The 18786-nt window shown below is 62.0% G+C and carries 16 protein-coding genes; 9 read left to right on the top strand and 7 right to left on the bottom strand.

Features of this window, described 5'->3' with window-relative positions:
* The first annotated feature begins 4 nt into the window (after positions 1-4).
* Both trkA and QME24_RS21765 read left to right on the top strand, forming a co-directional pair.
* Positions 5-1378 carry a Trk system potassium transporter TrkA gene (trkA, locus tag QME24_RS21770; protein WP_009682347.1) on the top strand — a complete coding sequence of 458 codons (1374 nt, stop codon included), beginning with the start codon at positions 5-7 and terminating at the stop codon, positions 1376-1378.
* Between the two features lie 11 nt (positions 1379-1389).
* Complete coding sequence (locus tag QME24_RS21765) at positions 1390-1698, top strand: tetratricopeptide repeat protein (RefSeq protein ID WP_054906109.1); 309 nt, start codon at positions 1390-1392, stop codon at positions 1696-1698.
* A 251-nt stretch (positions 1699-1949) separates the two neighbouring features.
* On the opposite strand, the gene QME24_RS21760 is transcribed toward QME24_RS21765, so the two are convergent.
* Both QME24_RS21760 and QME24_RS21755 read right to left on the bottom strand, forming a co-directional pair.
* Positions 1950-2837: a lysophospholipid acyltransferase gene (locus QME24_RS21760; RefSeq protein WP_009684691.1), complete on the bottom strand. Its 888-nt coding sequence runs from the start codon at positions 2835-2837 to the stop codon at positions 1950-1952.
* A gap of 41 nt (positions 2838-2878) precedes the next feature.
* Entirely contained in the window at positions 2879-3430 is a 552-nt protein-coding gene (locus QME24_RS21755; RefSeq protein WP_009684690.1) for a DNA-3-methyladenine glycosylase I, read from the bottom strand.
* 83 nt (positions 3431-3513) lie between these two features.
* On the opposite strand from QME24_RS21755, the gene glyQ reads away from it, so the two are divergent.
* The 4 genes from glyQ to QME24_RS21735 are packed head-to-tail and all read left to right on the top strand — an operon-like array spanning position 3514 to position 7872.
* A complete protein-coding gene (gene glyQ / locus QME24_RS21750) occupies positions 3514-4461 on the top strand; it encodes a glycine--tRNA ligase subunit alpha (RefSeq protein WP_003253126.1) in 948 nt (315 codons plus the stop codon).
* Positions 4458-6509 (top strand): glycine--tRNA ligase subunit beta, encoded by a 2052-nt coding sequence (gene glyS, locus QME24_RS21745; RefSeq protein WP_029886429.1) that lies wholly within the window; start codon positions 4458-4460, stop codon positions 6507-6509. Before glyQ ends, glyS begins: the two co-directional genes overlap by 4 nt.
* 3 nt (positions 6510-6512) lie before the next feature.
* Positions 6513-7040 carry a D-glycero-beta-D-manno-heptose 1,7-bisphosphate 7-phosphatase gene (gmhB, locus tag QME24_RS21740; RefSeq protein WP_009684688.1) on the top strand — a complete coding sequence of 176 codons (528 nt, stop codon included), beginning with the start codon at positions 6513-6515 and terminating at the stop codon, positions 7038-7040.
* 46 nt (positions 7041-7086) lie between these two features.
* Positions 7087-7872, top strand: a complete 786-nt coding sequence (locus QME24_RS21735) for a lysophospholipid acyltransferase family protein (protein ID WP_054905247.1) — start codon at positions 7087-7089, stop codon at positions 7870-7872.
* Between the two features lie 322 nt (positions 7873-8194).
* On the opposite strand, the gene QME24_RS21730 is transcribed toward QME24_RS21735, so the two are convergent.
* Both QME24_RS21730 and QME24_RS21725 read right to left on the bottom strand, forming a co-directional pair.
* Positions 8195-9814 carry an MFS transporter gene (locus QME24_RS21730; protein ID WP_054905246.1) on the bottom strand — a complete coding sequence of 540 codons (1620 nt, stop codon included), beginning with the start codon at positions 9812-9814 and terminating at the stop codon, positions 8195-8197.
* 97 nt (positions 9815-9911) lie between these two features.
* Positions 9912-11558: a GMC family oxidoreductase N-terminal domain-containing protein gene (locus QME24_RS21725; protein WP_280091878.1), complete on the bottom strand. Its 1647-nt coding sequence runs from the start codon at positions 11556-11558 to the stop codon at positions 9912-9914.
* A gap of 176 nt (positions 11559-11734) precedes the next feature.
* Between QME24_RS21725 and QME24_RS21720 the strand changes: the two genes are divergently transcribed.
* Positions 11735-12622, top strand: coding sequence for a LysR family transcriptional regulator (locus QME24_RS21720; protein ID WP_029886432.1), 888 nt, complete (start codon positions 11735-11737; stop codon positions 12620-12622).
* On the opposite strand, the gene QME24_RS21715 is transcribed toward QME24_RS21720, so the two are convergent.
* Genes QME24_RS21715 through QME24_RS21705 form a run of 3 tightly spaced genes read right to left on the bottom strand, consistent with a single transcriptional unit; the run spans position 12611 to position 15621 of the window.
* A complete protein-coding gene (locus tag QME24_RS21715; protein ID WP_232892546.1) occupies positions 12611-13429 on the bottom strand; it encodes a sulfite exporter TauE/SafE family protein in 819 nt (272 codons plus the stop codon). The two genes, QME24_RS21720 and QME24_RS21715, sit on opposite strands and share 12 nt — an antisense overlap.
* Positions 13426-14697, bottom strand: coding sequence for an FAD/NAD(P)-binding oxidoreductase (locus QME24_RS21710; RefSeq protein WP_232892547.1), 1272 nt, complete (start codon positions 14695-14697; stop codon positions 13426-13428). The genes QME24_RS21715 and QME24_RS21710 overlap by 4 nt, the downstream gene beginning before the upstream one ends.
* 39 nt (positions 14698-14736) lie before the next feature.
* Positions 14737-15621 (bottom strand): MBL fold metallo-hydrolase, encoded by an 885-nt coding sequence (locus QME24_RS21705; RefSeq protein ID WP_280091877.1) that lies wholly within the window; start codon positions 15619-15621, stop codon positions 14737-14739.
* A gap of 221 nt (positions 15622-15842) precedes the next feature.
* On the opposite strand from QME24_RS21705, the gene QME24_RS21700 reads away from it, so the two are divergent.
* Both QME24_RS21700 and QME24_RS21695 read left to right on the top strand, forming a co-directional pair.
* Positions 15843-17135, top strand: a complete 1293-nt coding sequence (locus tag QME24_RS21700) for a sigma-54-dependent Fis family transcriptional regulator (protein WP_232892548.1) — start codon at positions 15843-15845, stop codon at positions 17133-17135.
* A 141-nt stretch (positions 17136-17276) separates the two neighbouring features.
* Entirely contained in the window at positions 17277-17678 is a 402-nt protein-coding gene (locus tag QME24_RS21695; RefSeq protein WP_280091876.1) for an RcnB family protein, read from the top strand.
* The last annotated feature ends 1108 nt before the right edge of the window (positions 17679-18786 follow it).

Genomic DNA, 18786 nt, shown 5'->3' with positions numbered 1-18786 from the left:
GCGGATGAAAATCATCATCCTCGGCGCAGGGCAAGTGGGCGGTACGCTGGCAGAGCACCTGGCCAGCGAGGCCAACGACATTACCGTGGTCGATACCGACGGCGACCGCCTGCGCGACCTGGGCGACCGCCTGGACATCCGCACCGTGCAAGGCCGCGGCTCGCTGCCGACGGTGCTGCGCCAGGCCGGTGCCGACGACGCCGACATGCTGGTGGCGGTAACCAACAGCGACGAAACCAATATGGTTGCCTGCCAGGTGGCCTATTCGCTGTTCCACACCCCGACCAAGATTGCCCGGGTACGCGAGTCGGCCTACCTGACCCGTGAAGAGCTGTTCGACAATGACCACATCCCGGTCGACGTGCTGATCAGCCCCGAGCAGGTGGTGACCAACTACATCAGGCGCCTGATCGAACACCCAGGGTCGCTGCAGGTGATCGACTTCGCCGAAGGCAAGGCGCAGCTGGTGGCCGTGAAGGCTTACTACGGCGGGCCGCTGGTGGGCCAGCAACTGCGCCAGATCCGCGCGCACATGCCTAACGTGGATACCCGTGTGGCCGCCATTTTCCGCCGCGACCGGCCAATCACCCCGCGTGGCGACACGGTGATCGAAGCCGATGACGAGGTGTTCTTCATTGCCGCGAAAAAAGACATCCGGGCAGTGATGGGCGAGTTGCGTCGTATCGACCAGACCAACAAGCGCATCGTCATTGCCGGTGGAGGCCAAATTGGCGAGCGCCTGGCCGAAGCCATCGAAAGCCGCTATCAGGTGAAGATCATCGAGATGAGCCCAGCTCGCTGCCGGCACCTGTCCGATACGCTAGACAGCACCGTGGTGTTGCAGGGCAGCGCCTCGGACAGGGACCTGATGCTGGAAGAAAACATCGCCGACGCCGATATCTTCCTGGCCCTGACCAACGATGACGAAGCCAACATCATGTCGTCGCTGCTGGCCAAGCGCCTGGGTGCAGGCAAGGTGATGACCATCATCAACAACCCAGCCTACGTCGACCTGGTGCAGGGGGGTGAGATCGACATTGCCATCAGCCCGCAGCTGGCGACCATCGGCACCCTGCTGGCCCACGTGCGCCGGGGCGACATTGTCAGCGTGCACTCGCTGCGCCGTGGCGCAGCCGAAGCGATCGAGGCGGTGGCCCATGGCGATGCCAAGTCGAGCAAGGTCGTTGGCAAGGCGATAGCGGACATCAACCTGCCACCGGGTACCACCATCGGCGCGATCATCCGTGCCGAAGAGGTCATGATTGCCCACGACAACACCCTGATCGAATCGGGTGACCATGTGATCCTGTTCGTTGTGGATAAAAAGCACATTCGCGATGTGGAGAAGCTGTTCCACGTCGGCTTGAGTTTCTTCTAGGAGCAAAGGGCATGCGCGAGTCGCTGGAGAAGATGCTGGCCAAGGGTGTGGATAACCCGTTGCTGCGTTTCGGGCTGGGCAAGGCCTGGCTGGATGAAGGTAACGGTGCAGAAGCTGCGGTGCACCTGGCGCGCTGTGTAGAGCAGGACCCGAAGTACTCGGCAGCCTGGAAGCTGCTGGGCAAGGCCTGCCTGTTGCAGGGTGACCTGCCAGCGGCGCGCAAGGCCTGGGAGGATGGGATCGTGGCGGCACAGGCCCACGGGGACAAGCAGGCCGAGAAAGAGATGACCGTTTTTCTCAAGAAGCTGAACAAGGCTTGAGATAGCCGGGGCTGCTTTGCAGCCCATCGCAGGCCAGCCAGCTCCCACAGGGGTCGCCTTAGGGCTGACAGGTGTTTGCCACAAGGTATGCAGCGCCTGTTGGAGCGAGCGCAGCTCGCGATTGCGCCGCGCGGGCGGCGCTCGATCTCCCAGCCGCTGCATATCTTGTGACAAACACCTATCAGGCCCTGATGCGATCCCTGTGGGAGCTGGCGTGCCAGCGAATGGGGCGCAGAGCGCCCCCAGAGATCTCAATACCAGCGCGGCTCGCCAGCCGGGCGCTTCTTGAAGCGCTTCATGCTCCACATGTACTGGCTCGGGTACTCGCGCACATAACGCTCGACCACCTTGCTCATCGCCGCCGCCGACTCATTCACGTCGGTGCTGTACATCGCTTGCGGCGCAGCTTCGAGAAACACCTTGAAACCCGAGCCATCCGGCAGGCGCAAGGCATGCAGGAACACCCCCACCGCCTTGCCGCCCGCCAGCATGTTCGGCACGAACTTGCTGGTCAGTGCCTGGGTACCGAGAAATGGCACGAACACGCCTGCCGATTCGGCCGGCTCCGGGTCAGCGGGGATGCCCACCTGGCCGCCCCGGCGCACCTCCTTGATCACGCTGAGAATGCCTTCCTTGGTCGAAGGCGCAACGCGGTTGCCCATCTGTACGCGCTGCTCACGCAGCAAGTCATCCACAGCCTTGAGCTTGGGCGGGCGGTAGAAAATGATCGGCTTGCACTGGTTGCAATAGAAGTGGTTGAGCACCTCCCAGTTACCCAGGTGGCTGGTGATGCCCACAACACCCTTGCCAGAGGCCAGGGCTTGCTCCAGCACTTCCAGGCCGTGCACTTCCTTGACCAGTTCCAGCGAGCGCTGTGGCGGCCAGATCCAGGCGCAGGCGCTTTCCACAAACGACTTACCAATGTCCCGCAAGGCTTGGCCAACCAGTTGCTCGCGGGCAACCGGGTCCATCTCGGGGAAACACTTGGCCAGGTTGATGCGCACCACGTTGCGTGAACCGTTGGGGATCTTCCACATCAGCCAGCCGATGCCGGCGCCCACGCGCTGTACAGCGCCCCAGGGCAGCTTGGCAAACAGGCGCAGCACCCCGACCATCAGGGCGCCCTTGAACTTTTCCACAGGCGAATTCCTTATTTCAGCAAGGTGCGCATTGTAACCCTTCAACGAACCAGGGCGGCGTAACGATCGCAATCGATGGTGTGGTCCATGACCATGCCGGTGGCTTGCATGAAGGCATAGCAGATGGTCGGGCCGACAAAGGTGAAGCCGGCTTTCTGCAGCGCCTTGCTCATGGCCTTGGCTTCGTCGGTGACCGCCGGCACGTCAGCGCGACCCTGGAAGTGATTGATCTTCGGCGCACCGCCCACGAACGACCACAGCCATTCGGCGGGGTTATCCACAGCCAGCCAGGCCTGCGCATTGCGCCGGGCAGCCTTGAGTTTGAGGCGGTTGCGGATGATCCCGGGGTCCTGCATCAGCGCTTCGATGCGTTCGTCGCTGAGGGTGGCCAGTTTGACCGGGTCGAACCCGTGCATCACCTCGCGGTAACGCTCGCGTTTGCGTAAAACGGTGATCCATGAAAGCCCGGCCTGGAACCCTTCGAGCAAAAGCATCTCGAACAGCAACGCCGGATCGCGCTGCGGCGTTCCCCATTCCTGGTCATGGTAGGCCTGGTACAACGGATCGTCGGTACACCAAAAGCAGCGTGGCATAAGGCTCCAATGAGTAGAGGGCGAGGCGAATCAGGTTATACTCCCGCTCTTTACATCCGCATCCCCAGATACAGGTGAATTTCGTGAGCCAGCCTACGCCAGCCGTGCGTACCTTCCAAGACCTGATCCTCGCCCTGCAAAACTACTGGGCAGCTCAAGGTTGTGTGGTGCTTCAGCCCTACGATATGGAAGTAGGCGCCGGCACTTTCCACACCGCAACGTTCCTGCGCGCCGTGGGTCCAGAAACCTGGAACGCCGCCTACGTGCAGCCTAGCCGTCGCCCTGCCGACGGGCGGTATGGCGAAAACCCCAACCGCCTGCAGCACTACTACCAGTTCCAGGTGGTGCTCAAGCCGAACCCGGCCAACTTCCAGGAGCTGTACCTGGGCTCGCTGAAAGCCATTGGCCTGGACCCGCTGGTGCACGACATTCGCTTTGTCGAAGACAACTGGGAATCGCCGACCCTCGGCGCCTGGGGCCTGGGCTGGGAAATCTGGCTGAACGGCATGGAAGTCACCCAGTTCACCTACTTCCAGCAGGTAGGTGGCATCGAGTGCTACCCGGTCACCGGTGAAATCACCTACGGCCTCGAACGTCTGGCCATGTACATCCAGGGCGTCGATTCGGTCTATGACCTGGTATGGGCCGACGGCCCGTTCGGCAAGGTCACCTACGGTGACGTGTTCCACCAGAACGAGGTGGAGCAGTCGACCTACAACTTCGAACACGCCAACGTCGACAAGCTGTTCGAACTGTTCGACTTCTACGAAAGCGAAGCCAACCGCCTGATCAAGCTGGAGCTGCCGCTGCCGACCTATGAAATGGTGTTGAAGGCCTCGCATACCTTCAACCTGCTGGACGCCCGCCGCGCCATCTCGGTGACCGAGCGCCAGCGCTACATCCTGCGTGTGCGTACCCTGGCCCGGGACGTGGCGCAAAGCTATCTGCAAGCCCGCGCACGCCTGGGCTTCCCGATGGCCACCCCCGAACTGCGTGACGAAGTGTTGGCTAAGCTGGAGGCTGCACAATGAGTGCTCAAGATTTCCTGGTAGAACTGGGCACCGAAGAGCTGCCTCCCAAGGCCCTCGCCAGCCTCGGCGACGCCTTCCTGGCCGGCATCGAAAAGGGCCTGCAGGCCGCTGGCCTAAACTACACCGGCAAGCAGGTCTATGCTGCGCCGCGTCGCCTGGCCGTGCTGATTCGCCAGCTGGACGTGCAGCAGCCTGACCGCAGCATCAACATCGACGGGCCACCCCTGCAGGCTGCTTTCAAAGACGGCGAGCCGACCCAGGCTGCCCTGGGCTTTGCCAAGAAGTGCGGTGTAGAGCTGGCCGAAATCGACCAGAGCGGCCCCAAGCTGCGTTTCTCCCAGCACATCCCAGGCAAAGCGACCGTCGGCTTGCTGCCGACCATCGTCGAGGACTCGCTGAACGATCTGCCCATTCCCAAGCGCATGCGCTGGGCCGCCAGCCGTGAAGAGTTCGTGCGCCCGACCCAATGGCTGGTCATGCTGCTGGGCGACCAGGTGGTCGATTGCACCATCCTGTCGCAGAAGGCCGGCCGTGAATCCCGTGGCCACCGCTTCCACCACCCGGAAAACGTGCTCATCACTGCCCCCGCCAACTACGTCGAAGACCTGCGCAAAGCCTACGTGCTGGCCGACTTCGCCGAGCGCCGCGAGCTGATCAGCAAGCGTACTGCAGAGCTGGCCATGCAGCAGGAAGGCACGGCCATCGTGCCACCGGCGCTGCTGGACGAAGTGACCGCGCTGGTCGAGTGGCCGGTGCCGCTGGTGTGCTCGTTCGAGGAGCGTTTCCTCGAAGTGCCGCAGGAAGCCCTGATCACCACCATGCAGGACAACCAGAAGTACTTCTGCCTGCTGGACAGCGAAGGCAAGCTGCTGCCGCGCTTCATCACCGTGGCCAACGTTGAAAGCCGCGACCCGAAGCAGATCGTGCAAGGCAACGAGAAAGTCGTGCGCCCACGCCTGACCGACGCCGAATTCTTCTTCAAGCAGGACAAGAAGCAGCCGCTGGAAACCTTCAACGAGCGCCTCAAGAACGTGGTCTTCCAGGCTCAGCTGGGCACTGTGTACGACAAGGCCGAGCGCGTTTCCAAACTGGCTGCCTTCATCGCCCCGCTGATCGGCGGCGACGCCCAGCGCGCCGGCCGGGCCGGCCTGCTGTCGAAATGCGACCTGGCCACTGAAATGGTCGGCGAATTCCCGGAGATGCAGGGTGTCGCCGGTTACTATTACGCGCTCAACGACGGTGAGCCGCAAGACGTTGCCCTGGCGCTGAACGAGCAATACATGCCACGCGGTGCTGGTGCCGAGCTGCCGCAAACCCTCACCGGTGCCGCCGTGGCCATCGCCGACAAGCTCGACACCCTGGTGGGCATCTTCGGCATCGGCATGCTGCCAACCGGCAGCAAAGACCCGTACGCCCTGCGCCGTGCAGCGCTGGGTGTGCTGCGTATCCTGATCGAGAAGCAGCTGGACCTGAACCTGACCGGTGCGGTGGAATTCGCGGTCAAGCAGTTCGGTGCCAAGGTCAAGGCTGCCGGCCTGGCCGAGCAGGTGCTGGAGTTCATCTTCGACCGCCTGCGTGCGCGCTACGAAGACGAAGGCATCGACGTGGCCACCTACCTGTCGGTACGTGCCCTGCAGCCAGGCTCGGCGCTGGACTTCGACCAGCGTGTTCAGGCGGTGCAAGCGTTCCGCAAGCTGCCCGAAGCCGAGGCCCTGGCCGCGGTCAACAAACGTGTGTCGAACCTGCTGAGCAAGGCCGAAGGCGCCATCGCCGAGCAGGTCGAGCCGAAGTACTTCGACAATGCCAACGAGTTCTCGCTGTACTCGGCCATCCAGCAGGCCGACCAGGCCGTGCAACCGATGGCTGCTGCACGGCAGTACAGCGAATCGCTGGCCCGCCTGGCAGCCCTGCGCGACCCGGTTGATGCCTTCTTCGAGGCGGTCATGGTCAACGCCGAAGACGCCAAGGTACGTGCCAACCGCTACGCCCTGCTCAGCCGCCTGCGCGGCCTGTTCCTGGGTGTGGCCGACATTTCGTTGCTGGGGTAAGCCTTGAAACTGCTGATTCTCGACCGTGACGGGGTGATCAACTACGACTCCGACGCCTACATCAAGACGCTGGAAGAGTGGGTCCCGATCCCTGGCTCGGTCGCAGCGATCGCGCAGTTGAGCAAGGCGGGCTGGACGGTGGCCGTGGCCACCAACCAGTCCGGTATCGCCCGTGGCTATTACCCGCTGGCAACCCTCGAGGCCATGCACGCGCGCCTGCGCGCGCTGGTGGCCGAGCAGGGCGGCGAGGTTGGCCACATCGTGTATTGCCCGCACGGCCCGGATGAAGGCTGCGATTGCCGCAAGCCCAAGCCAGGCATGCTGCGGGCGATCGCCGAGCATTACCAGGTCGGCCTTGAAGGCGTCTGGTTCGTTGGCGACAGCAAAGGTGACCTGGAGGCCGCCCTGGCCGTCGGTGCACAACCCGTGTTGGTGAAAACCGGCAAAGGTGAGCGGACCCTGGCAAAAGGTGTTCCGGAAACTACACTGATTTTCGACGATCTGGCAGCTATCGCCAGAGAACTAATTTAAACAGTGCGCCTGCGGGCGCATTTTTCTCAGGCGGGCATGCCCCGCAATGGTACAAGCCACTATGTCGATCCTGCAGGCGATCAGAATCTTTCTTTTTTACCTGCTGCTGGGCACCAGTTCGTTGCTGTGGTGCTCGCTGAGCTTTTTCGTCGCGCCGTTTCTGTCGTTCCCCAAGCGCTACAAGTTCATCAATGTGTACTGGTGCCGCTGCGCCTTGTTCCTCGTGCGGACGATTCTGGGCATCGACTACAAGATCACCGGTGCCGAGAACGTGCCGGCCGAGCCTTGCGTGATCCTGTCGAACCACCAAAGCACCTGGGAAACATTCTTCCTGTCGCAGTACTTCTCGCCGCTTAGCCAGGTGCTCAAGCGCGAACTGCTGTACGTGCCGTTCTTCGGCTGGGCCATGGCCATGCTGCGGCCGATCGCGATCAACCGCGACAACCCGAAGGAGGCACTGCGCCAGGTCGCGAGCAAGGGCGATGAGCTGCTCAAGCAGAAGACCTGGGTGCTGATCTTCCCGGAGGGCACCCGTGTGCCGTTCGGCACGGTCGGCAAGTTCTCGCGCGGGGGCACCGCGCTGGCAGTGAATGCCGGGCTGCCGGTACTGCCGATTGCCCACAACGCCGGCAAGTTCTGGCCGAAAACCGGTTGGGGCAAGCGCTCGGGCACCATCGAGGTGGTAATTGGCGAGCCGATGTACGCCAACGGCACCGGGCCACGGGCCATTGCCGAGCTCAACGACCGCGCTCAGGCGTGGAACGAAGCGGCCCAGCGGGCCATGGGCTCGCTGCCGCCAGCAGCAGAAGAACCGCAGGAGCAGATGGCGTGATATCTGTGGATAACTTGTGAGCACTTTTTCGTTGAAATGCTTGAAGTAAGCGCTAAGTTATTGAATTGGCTGTTTATTTTTGGGTGTGACATTTTTCTGAAAAGCGTGCATAAGTTTTTTCGGGGCATAAGAAAACCGGCTTTTACAGCCGGTTTTTTTTTGGGCTCCATTTCCAGTACGCATCGCTTCGTGTAGGAGCGGCCTTGTGTCGCGATGGGCCGCAAAGCGGCCCCGGCAATGTGTACATCAAGGCAGAAATCCTGGGGCCGCTGCGCGGCCCATCGCGACACAAGGCCGCTCCTACAAGGATCCGCGCCAGCTTTCAGATCTTGTCGATATCCACATCCTTGGTTTCTTTCAGGCAGAAAATCCCCACCACCAAGCTGATGCCGGTCACCAGGATCGGGTACCAAAGCCCGTAGAAGATGTCCCCGGTGTACACCACCAGTGCAAACGAGACGGTGGGCAGGAAGCCGCCGAACCAGCCGTTGCCAATGTGGTAGGGCAGCGACATCGAGGTGTAGCGAATGCGGGTCGGGAACAGCTCGACCATCACTGCGGCCAACGGGCCGTAGGTCATGGTCGCGATCAGGATCATCGCCACGATCAGCACCACGACCATCACCTGGTTGACCTGTGCGGGGTCAGCCTTGGCCGGGTAGCCTGCCTGCTCCACCGCCGCACGCATCGCGGCTTCGTCGAAGCCGTTGATGGTCTTGTCGCCCACATTCACCACTACCTCGCTGCCGGCTACGCTGACCGAGCTGTAAGGCAGGCCCTGTTTGACCAGGAAGGTCTTGACCTTGTCGCACGGGCTGTCGAAGCGGGCCTTGCCGACCGGGTCGAACTGGAACGTGCAGCCTTGCGGATCAGCAGTGACCACGATCGGCGCCTGGCGGCTGGCGGCGTCAATTTGTGGGTTGGCATAGTGGCTCAAGGCCTTGAACAGCGGGAAGTACAGCACCGTGGCCAGGAGCAAGCCCAGCATCAGGATCGGTTTGCGCCCGATACGGTCCGACAGCCAGCCAAAAAACACGAAGAACGGCGCACCGATCACCACGCTGATGATCAGCAAGGTATTGGCCTGGGCCGGGTCTACCTTCAGCATCTGGGTCATGAAGAACAGCACGTAGAACTGCGCGGTGTAGAAGGTCACCGCTTGCCCGGCATTGATGCTGAACAGTGCGGTCAGTACGACTTTGAGGTTCGGCCACGAGGTGAACGACTCCCGGATCGGCGACTTGCTGACCTTGCCCTGGGCCTTCATTTTCACGAAGGCTGGCGACTCATGCATGCTCATGCGGATCCAGGTGGAAATGCCCAGCAGCACGATCGACAGCAGGAACGGCAGGCGCCAGCCCCAGGTTTCGAACTGATCGCCACTGACATAGCGGCTGCCCAGTACCACCAGCAACGACAACAACAGGCCCAGGGTGGCAGTGGACTGGATAAAGCCGGTGTGGAAACCGCGCTTGCCCGCGGGGGCATGTTCGGCCACATAAGTGGCCGCACCACCGTACTCACCGCCCAGCGCCAGGCCCTGCAGCATGCGCAGTATCACCAGAATGATCGGTGCGGCGATGCCGATGCTGGCATACGTGGGCAGCAAGCCCACGGCGAAAGTGGACAGCCCCATCAGTACGATGGTGACCAGGAAGGTGTATTTACGCCCGATCATGTCCCCCAGGCGGCCGAACACCAATGCACCGAACGGCCGCACAAGGAAGCCGGCAGCGAAGGCCATGAGGGCGAAGATGAAAGCGGTGGTGTCGTTCACACCCGCAAAGAACTGCTTGCTGATGACCGCTGCCAACGCGCCATAGAGAAAAAAGTCATACCACTCGAACACCGTCCCGAGGGATGACGCGAAAATGATCTTGCGTTCTTCACGACGGTTGGAACCGCTGGCCGCCGCAGCCTGCTCTTGAATGTAATCCGACATCGTTGCTGTCCTCGGCCCGCAGGCCACAGTGATTATTCTTGTTGTTCCACTGTCGGCAGCCTTCGACCGCAAGCTGCCGCTACTGCACGCACCCGGGTCAGGGCGTCGGTAATGCGTCTTCGTTCAGGTAGGTCTGGGTAGCAGCTCCTTTGAGGATCAGTTGTGCCGCCTTTTCGGCGATCATCAGGGTGGGGGAACAGGTATTGCCTGAGGTGATCTGCGGCATGATCGAGGCATCGGCCACGCGCAGGCCGGGGATGCCATGCACGCGCAGCTGGTTATCCACAACGTCCATCGCACCATTGCCCATGCGGCAGGTACCCACCGGGTGGAAAATGGTAGTGCCGATCTTGCCGGCAGCCTCGATAAGGTCCTGTTCGCTTTGCAGGGTCGCGCCAGGCAGATATTCCTCGGGCTCGAATACGGCCAGGGCAGGGGCCTGAACGATGCGCCGGGTAAGGCGGATGGCATCGGCGGCCACCTGCAAGTCCTGGGGGTCGCTCAGGTAGTTGGGGTCGATCAGCGGCGTGCTGTGCATGTCGGTGCTACGAATATCGATACGCCCACGGCTGGCCGGGCGCAGGTTGCAGACCGAGGCGGTAAAGGCCGGGAACCGGTGCAACGGCTCGCCGAAGCGCTCCAGCGACAGCGGCTGCACGTGGTACTGCAGGTTGGCGGTGGCCTGGTCGGGGCTGGACCGCACGAACGCGCCCAACTGGCTCGGGGCCATGGCCAGCGGGCCGCTGCGGTCGTAGAGGTAGCGCAGGCCCATGCCCATCTTGCCCCACAGGCTGTTGGCCATCTGGTTCAAGGTGCGGGTATTGCGGATCTGGTAGATCAGCCGCAATTGCAGGTGGTCCTGCAGGTTGCCACCCACGCCAGGCATGTGGTGGCGCACGCCAATACCCAGGCTTTCCAGCAATTGCCGGGGGCCGATGCCGGAGCGTTGCAGGATGCCCGGGGAACCGACCGCCCCAGCACACAGCACGATCTCGCGGCGAGCCGCAAACTCGTGCCAGGCGCCTTGCCAGAATGCTTTCACCGCACGTGCGCGGGTATTGTTGAGCAGCACCTGGTCAACCTGCACACCCGTAAGCACGGTGAGGTTGGCGCGGTGCTGAACCGGCCGCAGAAACGCCTTGGAGGCATTCCAGCGCACGCCACTGCGTTGGTTGACCTGGAAATAACCACACCCATGGTTATCGCCGGTGTTGAAGTCATCCACCTTGGCGATGCCGCTTTGCTCGGCGGCGTCGCGGAAGGCATCCAGTATCGGCCAGCTGTAGCGCTGGCGTTCTACTCGCCACTCGCCACCGCCGCCGTGGTGCTCGCTGGCGCCAGCAAAGTGGTTTTCACTGGCCTTGAACAGCGGCAGCACGTCCTTCCAGGCCCAACCGGGGTTGCCCTGTTCGGCCCAGTGGTCGTAGTCGGCAGCCTGGCCACGCATATAGATCATGCCATTGATGGAAGAGCAGCCGCCCAGCACCTTGCCGCGCGGGTAGCCCAATGCGCGCCCACCCAGGCCGGGCTGGGCTTGGGTCTTGAAGCACCAGTCGGTGCGTGGGTTGCCAATGCAGTAGAGGTAACCCACGGGAATGTGAATCCAGGGATAGTTGTCCCGCCCGCCCGCTTCCAGCAGCAGCACGCGGCAACCAGGGTCGGCGGACAAGCGGTTGGCCAGCAGGCACCCGGCGGGGCCGGCGCCTACCACCACGTAATCGAAGACAGAATCGGCTGATGGCATGTGCAACCTCGGGCCTGATTATTATTCTTGTCCCGATCCATCTTAGTGCGTAATTTCGTGGGTGAAACACGCGATTTCGCGCAGCGGTTGTGCGTTTTAGCACAGCGACAACTCTGTACAGGCGTCTTCGCGGATTCACCCGCGAAAGGGGCCCACGAACAGCCACAAGGATCAGCATGTTCGACTGGAACGATCTGCGGTTTTTCCTCGAGTTGCAGCGCAGCGGCCGCCTGCTTACCGCCGCCAAGCGCCTCAATACCACCCACAGCACCGTGGCCCGGCACATCGAGCGCATCGAAGAAAGCCTGGGCACAGCCTTGTTCGTGCAACACGCCCAAGGCTATGAGCTGACCCCTTCGGGCCAGGCCCTGCTCAAGCACGCCGAAGCCATGGAGAACGTCGCCCTGCTGGCCCAGGAAGAAATCACCCAGGCCATCACCCCACTGGGCAAGATCCGCCTGGGGGTCACCGAAGGCATTGGCATCATGTTCTTCACCCCGCGCATGAACGCGCTGTTCGAGCGCTACCCCGGGCTGGAAGTGGAGCTGGTGGCAGTGCCGAGGTTCGTCAGCATCCTCAACCGCGAAGCCGAGATCAGTATTCACCTGGAGCGGCCCAACGCCGACCTGCTGATCACGCGCAAACTCACCGACTACCGCCTGGCCCTGTATGCCAGCCAGGGCTACCTCGACCGCGCACCACCCCTGCGCAACCGTGAGGATCTGGCCCGCCACAGCTGGATCGGCTACGTCGACGACCTGCTGTTCAGCCAGGAGCTGCTGTTTCTCAATAGCTTCTGCCGGGCGCCCAACGTGGTCTTCCGCAGCACCAGCGTGATTGCCCAGCAAGTGGCCGCACGTGCTGGGCTGGGCATTGCAGTGCTGCCCAACTACATGGCCCGGCACGACCCGACCCTGGTCCGCGTACTGCCTGGCGAAACCATCCAGCGCAGTTACTGGATCTGTACCCGCCGCGAGCTGCACAAGTCGGTGCGCCTGCGGGTCGTATGGGATTACCTGCTGGCGCTGTGCGCAGAGCAACAGGGCGAGCTGTTAGCTCAGTAATGCCTTGCTGGCCAGCAGCAGGGCAGCGGCGCAACCTGCCACGGCAAACATCTGCTGCAGCCGTGGGCCCGCCAACCTGGCCGCCAGGGGGCGCGCCAGCAGCAAGCCAAGCACGGCGCCGACAGCGAAAGGGCCACCCACTTGCCAATGCAGGACACCTGCAAGGCTGGCACTGATCACACTGCCGGCAGACACCAAGGCAATCACCGCCAGCGACGTGGAGACGATCGTGGCCATGCGCAGGTTGGTATAGCGGTTGAGCGCCGGAATGATCACGAACCCGCCCCCCACACCGAGCAGGCCAGACAGCAAGCCGGACAGCGCGCCGGTGAATGCCAGGGCGCGAGCGCAGGGCAGGGTCCAGCGCAAGCGGCCCTGCAGCGGGTTCAGCACACAGGGCTCGATGAAGCGATGCGCATCGTTGGCTTCGCCGCGCAGCTCCCTGGCCGCCTTGCGCCAGATACGCAGGCAGGCGTAGGTGAGCACAGCGGCGAACACCAGTTGCAACGGCGTATTGGGCAAACGGTGCGCCAGCATCAACCCCAGTGGCGCTGCCGCCACCCCGATCAAGGCGATGAACAGTGCCGCCCGATAGCGCACCAGGCCGCGACGCAAACCCAGTACCGCGCCCACGGCTGCCGCCAGGCCTACCGCCAACAAGCCGACCGGTGCCGCTTCGACCATCGAAAGGCCAAGGCCGAAGACCAACAGGGGCACGGCAAGAATGCCTCCACCGGCGCCCGTCAATGCCAGCACGGCGCCGATGATGGCCCCCAGGGCTGCGCCAAGCAGTTGCGTTTCGATCACTGCCCGCCCTCTGCTACCAACGGTTGTGGCCGCGCCAGCCATTCCCGACCCTTGAGCATGGCTTGCCAGTACAGCGGCGGCAGGGCCTGCGCCTTGAGCAGCCAAGCCAGGCGGGTCGGCTTGCGACCGTCGAGCAACCAGTTGGGGAAGCTGGGCGCCAGCTTGCCACCATAGGTGAACTCGGCCAGCACGATCTTGCCGCGCTCGACCGTGAGCGGGCATGAGCCGTAACCGTCGTACTGGGCCAGTGTCTGCAACCGCCCCAGCGCTACCAGCACATTATTGGCCACTACCGGAGCCTGCTTGCGGGCCGCTGCAGCGGTCTTGGCGTTGCTGGTGTTGGCCACATCGCCCAAGGCGTGAACAGTGCTGTACTGGCGATGGCGCAGGGTGTGCGGGTCTACATCGACCCAGCCGGCACTGTCGGCCAATGGGCTTTCACGGATGAAGTCGGGCGCGACTTGCGGCGGAACCACATGCAGCATGTCGAAGGCCTTGACGTGGGTTTCGCTGCTGCCATCGGGCAGGCTACGCACAAAGGTGGCACGTTTGTTGGGGCCGTCCACGGCGACCAGCCGATGGCTGAAATTCAGGTCCACGGCATATTTTTCGATGTACTGCATCAAGGCAGGCACGTAGTCGGCCACACCGAACAAGACTGCGCCGGCATTGAAGAAGCTGGCTTTGATCGCGCCCAGGTCACCGTGGCGTAGCCAATGGTCGCATGACAGGTACAGCGCCTTCTGTGGCGCGCCGGCGCACTTGATCGGCATCGGCGGCTGGCTGAACAGGGCACGGCCGTGCTTGAGCTTTTGCACCAGCTCCCAGGTATAGGGCGCCAGGTCGTAGCGGTAATTGGAGGTGACCCCGTTACGGCCCAAGGTCTCGCTGAGCCCATCAATGGCCGCCCAATCGAGCTTCAGGCCAGGGCAAACCACCAGTTGTTCATAGCCGATGGCCCGGCCATCCTCGAGCATGACCAACTGGCGCACCGGGTCGAAACCCTGGACGCGCGCCTTTACCCAGCGCACCCCGCGCGGAATCGTCGAAGCCATGGTGCGGGCAGTGCTCGCCGCGTTGAAAACACCAGCGCCGACCATGGTCCAGCCAGGTTGGTAGTAGTGCACCTCGGCTGGGTCGATCAAGGCCACATCCAGGGACGCGTCGCGGCTGATCAGGCTGGATGCAGTGGCGATCCCGGCGGCACCGGCACCGACGATGACCACTGTGTGGTGGTCGGTATGGGTAGTGGAAGACAAGGCAGGCATGGCAATAAATCCTGGAAATCTGGTTATAGGGCAGGGCGCTTACAGCTTGTTCAGCGGGATCTTCAAATAACTGACGCCGTTGGCTTCCGGCTCCGGGAAGTGGCCACTGCGCATGTTCACCTGCACCGACGGCCAGATCAGCACGGGCATGTCGAGAGTTTTGTCGCGGGCCTCACGCATGGCGACGAAGCTGTCCTCGTCGATACCCTGGTGGATGTGGATATTGCTGGCGCGCTGCTCGGCAACGGTGGTGACGTACTGCATTTCGCGACCACCTGGCAGGTAGTCGTGGCACATGAACAGGCGGGTCTGGTCGGGGAACGCCAGCAAGCGCCGGATCGAGCGGTACAGCGTACGGGCGTCGGCGCCGGGGAAATCGCAACGGGCAGTACCGTAGTCAGGCATGAACAAGGTGTCGCCGACGAACACCGCGGTCTCACCCGCATCCTCGATCATGAAGCTCATGCATGCAGGCGTGTGCCCAGGGGTGTGCAATGCACGCGCATGCAGGTTGCCGATGCGGAAACCTTCTTCGTCTTCGAACAGCACATCGAATTGGCTGCCATCACGGGCAAAGCCACGCTCGGCGTTGAACAGGCTGCCAAAAACCTTCTGCACCTGGGTGATGTGCGCACCAATGGCGGTATGGCCGCCAAGCTTCTCCTTCAGGTAGGCCGCTGCCGATAGGTGGTCGGCATGCACATGTGTTTCAAGTATCCAGCGCACGCTGGCGTGCAATTCAGCCACGCGCTCGACCAGCCGATCTGCTGAGGCAGTACAGGTGCGCCCGGCCTTGGGGTCGTAATCCAGCACGCTGTCGATCAACGCGCACTGCCGGGTTTCACAGTCCATGACCAGGTAGCTGATGGTCGAGGTCGCCTCATCGTAAAAGGCGTCCACGTGAAGGTTGTTGCCGATGATCATCACGTTCTCCAGTTATCCGCCGCGTCTATTCAACGCGTAGGCAGTGACAGGAGGTATATCAAGATGCATGCCAGGCTCTTTATCGTGCCGGGCCCAACGAAACCGAGGCAGTGCTGACAGCACCTGGCTGAATTGGCAGCATGATTGGCAGTCGACTGTCAGCCAATGGCAGTGTTTGGCAGTCCTTGTTACCCTGCATCCATCATCCGAACGGTGCTGTCATGCCTGAAACCCATCCGTTTATCCTGGCGCTGGTTTCCTACCTCGAGCACGATGCCCTGCCGACCATCGTGCTGGACACCGACTACAACATCCTGGCAGCCAATGCTGAGTATCGCCGCCAGTTCGGCCAGCACGAACAAGCACCCCTAGGGGAAAAGTGCCACAGGGTGTCGCACCACTATGCCGTGCCATGCGACCAGGCTGGCGAACATTGCCCGATGCGCAAAGCCTGGGACAGCAAGGTCGCGGAGCGTGTGTTGCACATTCACCACACGCCACGTGGGCCCGAGCACGTGGATGTAGAGCTGCGGCCGATCCTGGACGAACAGGGTACGGTGGTAGCCTTTGTCGAACGCTTGACCACCATCACCCTGGCCTCGGCCCAGCCGCAAGAGCAAGGGCTGGTCGGCCGTGCGCCGGCCTTCAAGGCAGCCCTGGCCAGCCTGCAACGCGCGGCGCCAGCGCAGATCCCTGTCTTGCTGCAAGGTGAGTCAGGCACCGGCAAGGAGCTGTTCGCCCGTGCGCTGCACATGGGTAGCGCCAGGGCAAACGGCCCACTGGTGGTGGTGGACTGCACCGGCTTGACCGAGTCATTGTTCGAGAGCGAACTGTTCGGGTACGAAAAAGGCGCGTTCACCGGTGCCAACCAGCGCAAGATCGGCCTGGCCGAAGCCGCCCATGGCGGCACGCTGTTCCTTGATGAAATTGGTGAAGTGCCGCTGGCGATGCAGGTGAAGCTGTTGCGCCTGATCGAGTCTGGCAGCTTCCGCCCGGTAGGCAGCCTGCGCACAGTGCATTCGGATTTCCGCCTGGTGTCGGCCACGCACAAACCCCTCAGGCAAATGGTTGCCGATGGCAGCTTCCGTGAAGACCTGTACTACCGCATCAGCGGCTTCCCGATTCGCCTGCCGGCACTACGTGAGCGGGTAGAGGACCTTCCCTTGCTGGCGCAGAGCCTGCTGCAACGCATGGCGGGCACATCGGTCCCCAGCTTGAGTGACGATGCCTTGCAGCGCCTTGCCTTGCATCCGTTCCCGGGCAACATCCGCGAGCTGCGCAATGTTCTGGAACGGGCGCGGTTGTTCGCTGATGATGGGGTGATCAGGCCGGAGCACCTGCCCGAGGACATCGGCGCGCAAACGCCGGTGAGCCGTGGCGCAAAGCGCCGTGACCTCGGTGAACTGGCCCAGGCTCTGGAACAGTTCAAAGGTTCGCGCAGTGAGCTGGCGCTTCATTTGGGCATGAGCGAACGCACGTTGTACCGTCGCTTGAAAGCGCTTGGGCTGCGCTAGCTTCGTGTTTTCGCCAGGCCACCTTTACCGGACCTTTACCGCTGTCCTGACATTAAACGACCTGGTTCATGGTCTGATTGGTTAACCGTACCCGGTAACTGAAAGATTCAGCCGGGCGTTAATACACAGAGGACCGCAACGATGAAAAAGACCCTGACCATGATGTGCGCGGCGCTGATGCTCAGCGCACCTCTGGCAAGCTTCGCGCAGCCTGGTCCACCTGACCGTCATGATGGCGGCCCAGGGCACCCAGGCAACCCGCCCCACGCTCAGCCGCAGGGCCGCCACGACAATGGCCGCGGGCCTGCTTATCGCGACCCGAACTTCCACCCGCAAAAAGGTATGCGGGTACCCCACCAGCAGTGGCGCCGCGGCCATGTGGTAGACCCGCATTACCGTGGTGACCGTTACTGGGTAACCGACTGGAAGGCGCGGCACCTGTATGCACCTCCGCGCGATCACCGCTGGTTGTACGTGAACGGTGACTACGTACTGGTCGCCATCGCCAGCGGAGTGATCGTCAATATTCTCAGCGGCTACTGATGTGTGGGAACACGCTGTTCAGTTAGCAACTGGGGCTGAACTACGCGCCAGGATGTGCTCGGGCATGTTCGATCACCATGTGGTGCCTGCCTCGAACGCTTCGCAAAAAACCCGCAGTAGTGAAATGCCTGTCAGTTAAGTAATTTGGGGCCGCTGTGCGACCCTTCGCGGGCACGCCCGCTCCCACAGGGGATCGCGCATTTCTTGAGTTCAGCGCCAAACATGTGGGAGCGGGCTTGCCCGCGAAGGGCTGCAAAGCAGCCCCAGTAACGCTTAACTGACAGGCATTACGCAGTAGCGGTTTTTTTTGGTGACCGGTAGGTGTCAGACTTTGAACCCGGCCGGTGTAGGTTCACAAAATAGGTGATAGGCCAGACCCCGTGAAATTGGAAGCTTGGCCATTTTTTTTGTGAAATGAAGGGGTGCTTTTCACAGAAAAGCCGAGAAAGCCCTACTCACCAATCACAAAAGTTGATTGGCCTGGAAAGGGCCAGTGTGTTCTCCCTTTACGACCGACGCGTGACTTTTCGGTAAGGGATGAGGAGTAGTCGCAGCGATCCTTTAGCTCCCAGTCTGGCGACCTTGGGTTCAGAATCCGACTGGCAATGCCCGTCGTCACTACTTCAGAGGAACCAGCTTCCTCTGCTGCCAGAATTGCGGGGGGGCTCATGCTGGTACCCAGGCCCGACAAATGCGCAGTTGCAGCCCTCAATTGCAAGGCTATCCAAGGCGGCACGCGTGTCAATCAAGATCTGATGCATGACGATGGCCGGCCTCACGGAGGTGAAACCGGAGATTCAGAATGACTAAACCGGCCCCGTAGACACCAACCTCCACGAAGGCCGCTATCGATCCAAAGCTGTCCTTGAAGAAAGGTAGCTAACGGCATCTATCTACAGTTTTCGGGGCGATTCACTCGTCTGAGGCTCAGGAGCACCAGGATGGGCGTCAAGGAGGTGGTCATCTTGAGGTGGACTATGCTGACCAGTTGCTCTCAAATCTAATCGTGAGGTCCTCCATGGCAACCCCCATGAATCGCCCCTGGTTTTCTAGACACTCTCCAAGCTCAGGAAATAGCGTTTCTCATACTCTACTGGAGACAGCTGCA

The sequence above is a fragment of the Pseudomonas sp. PARCl1 genome (genome assembly GCF_947311875.1).
Lineage (GTDB): Bacteria > Pseudomonadota > Gammaproteobacteria > Pseudomonadales > Pseudomonadaceae > Aquipseudomonas > Aquipseudomonas juntendi.
This window is presented reverse-complemented; position numbering and strand designations above follow the sequence as displayed.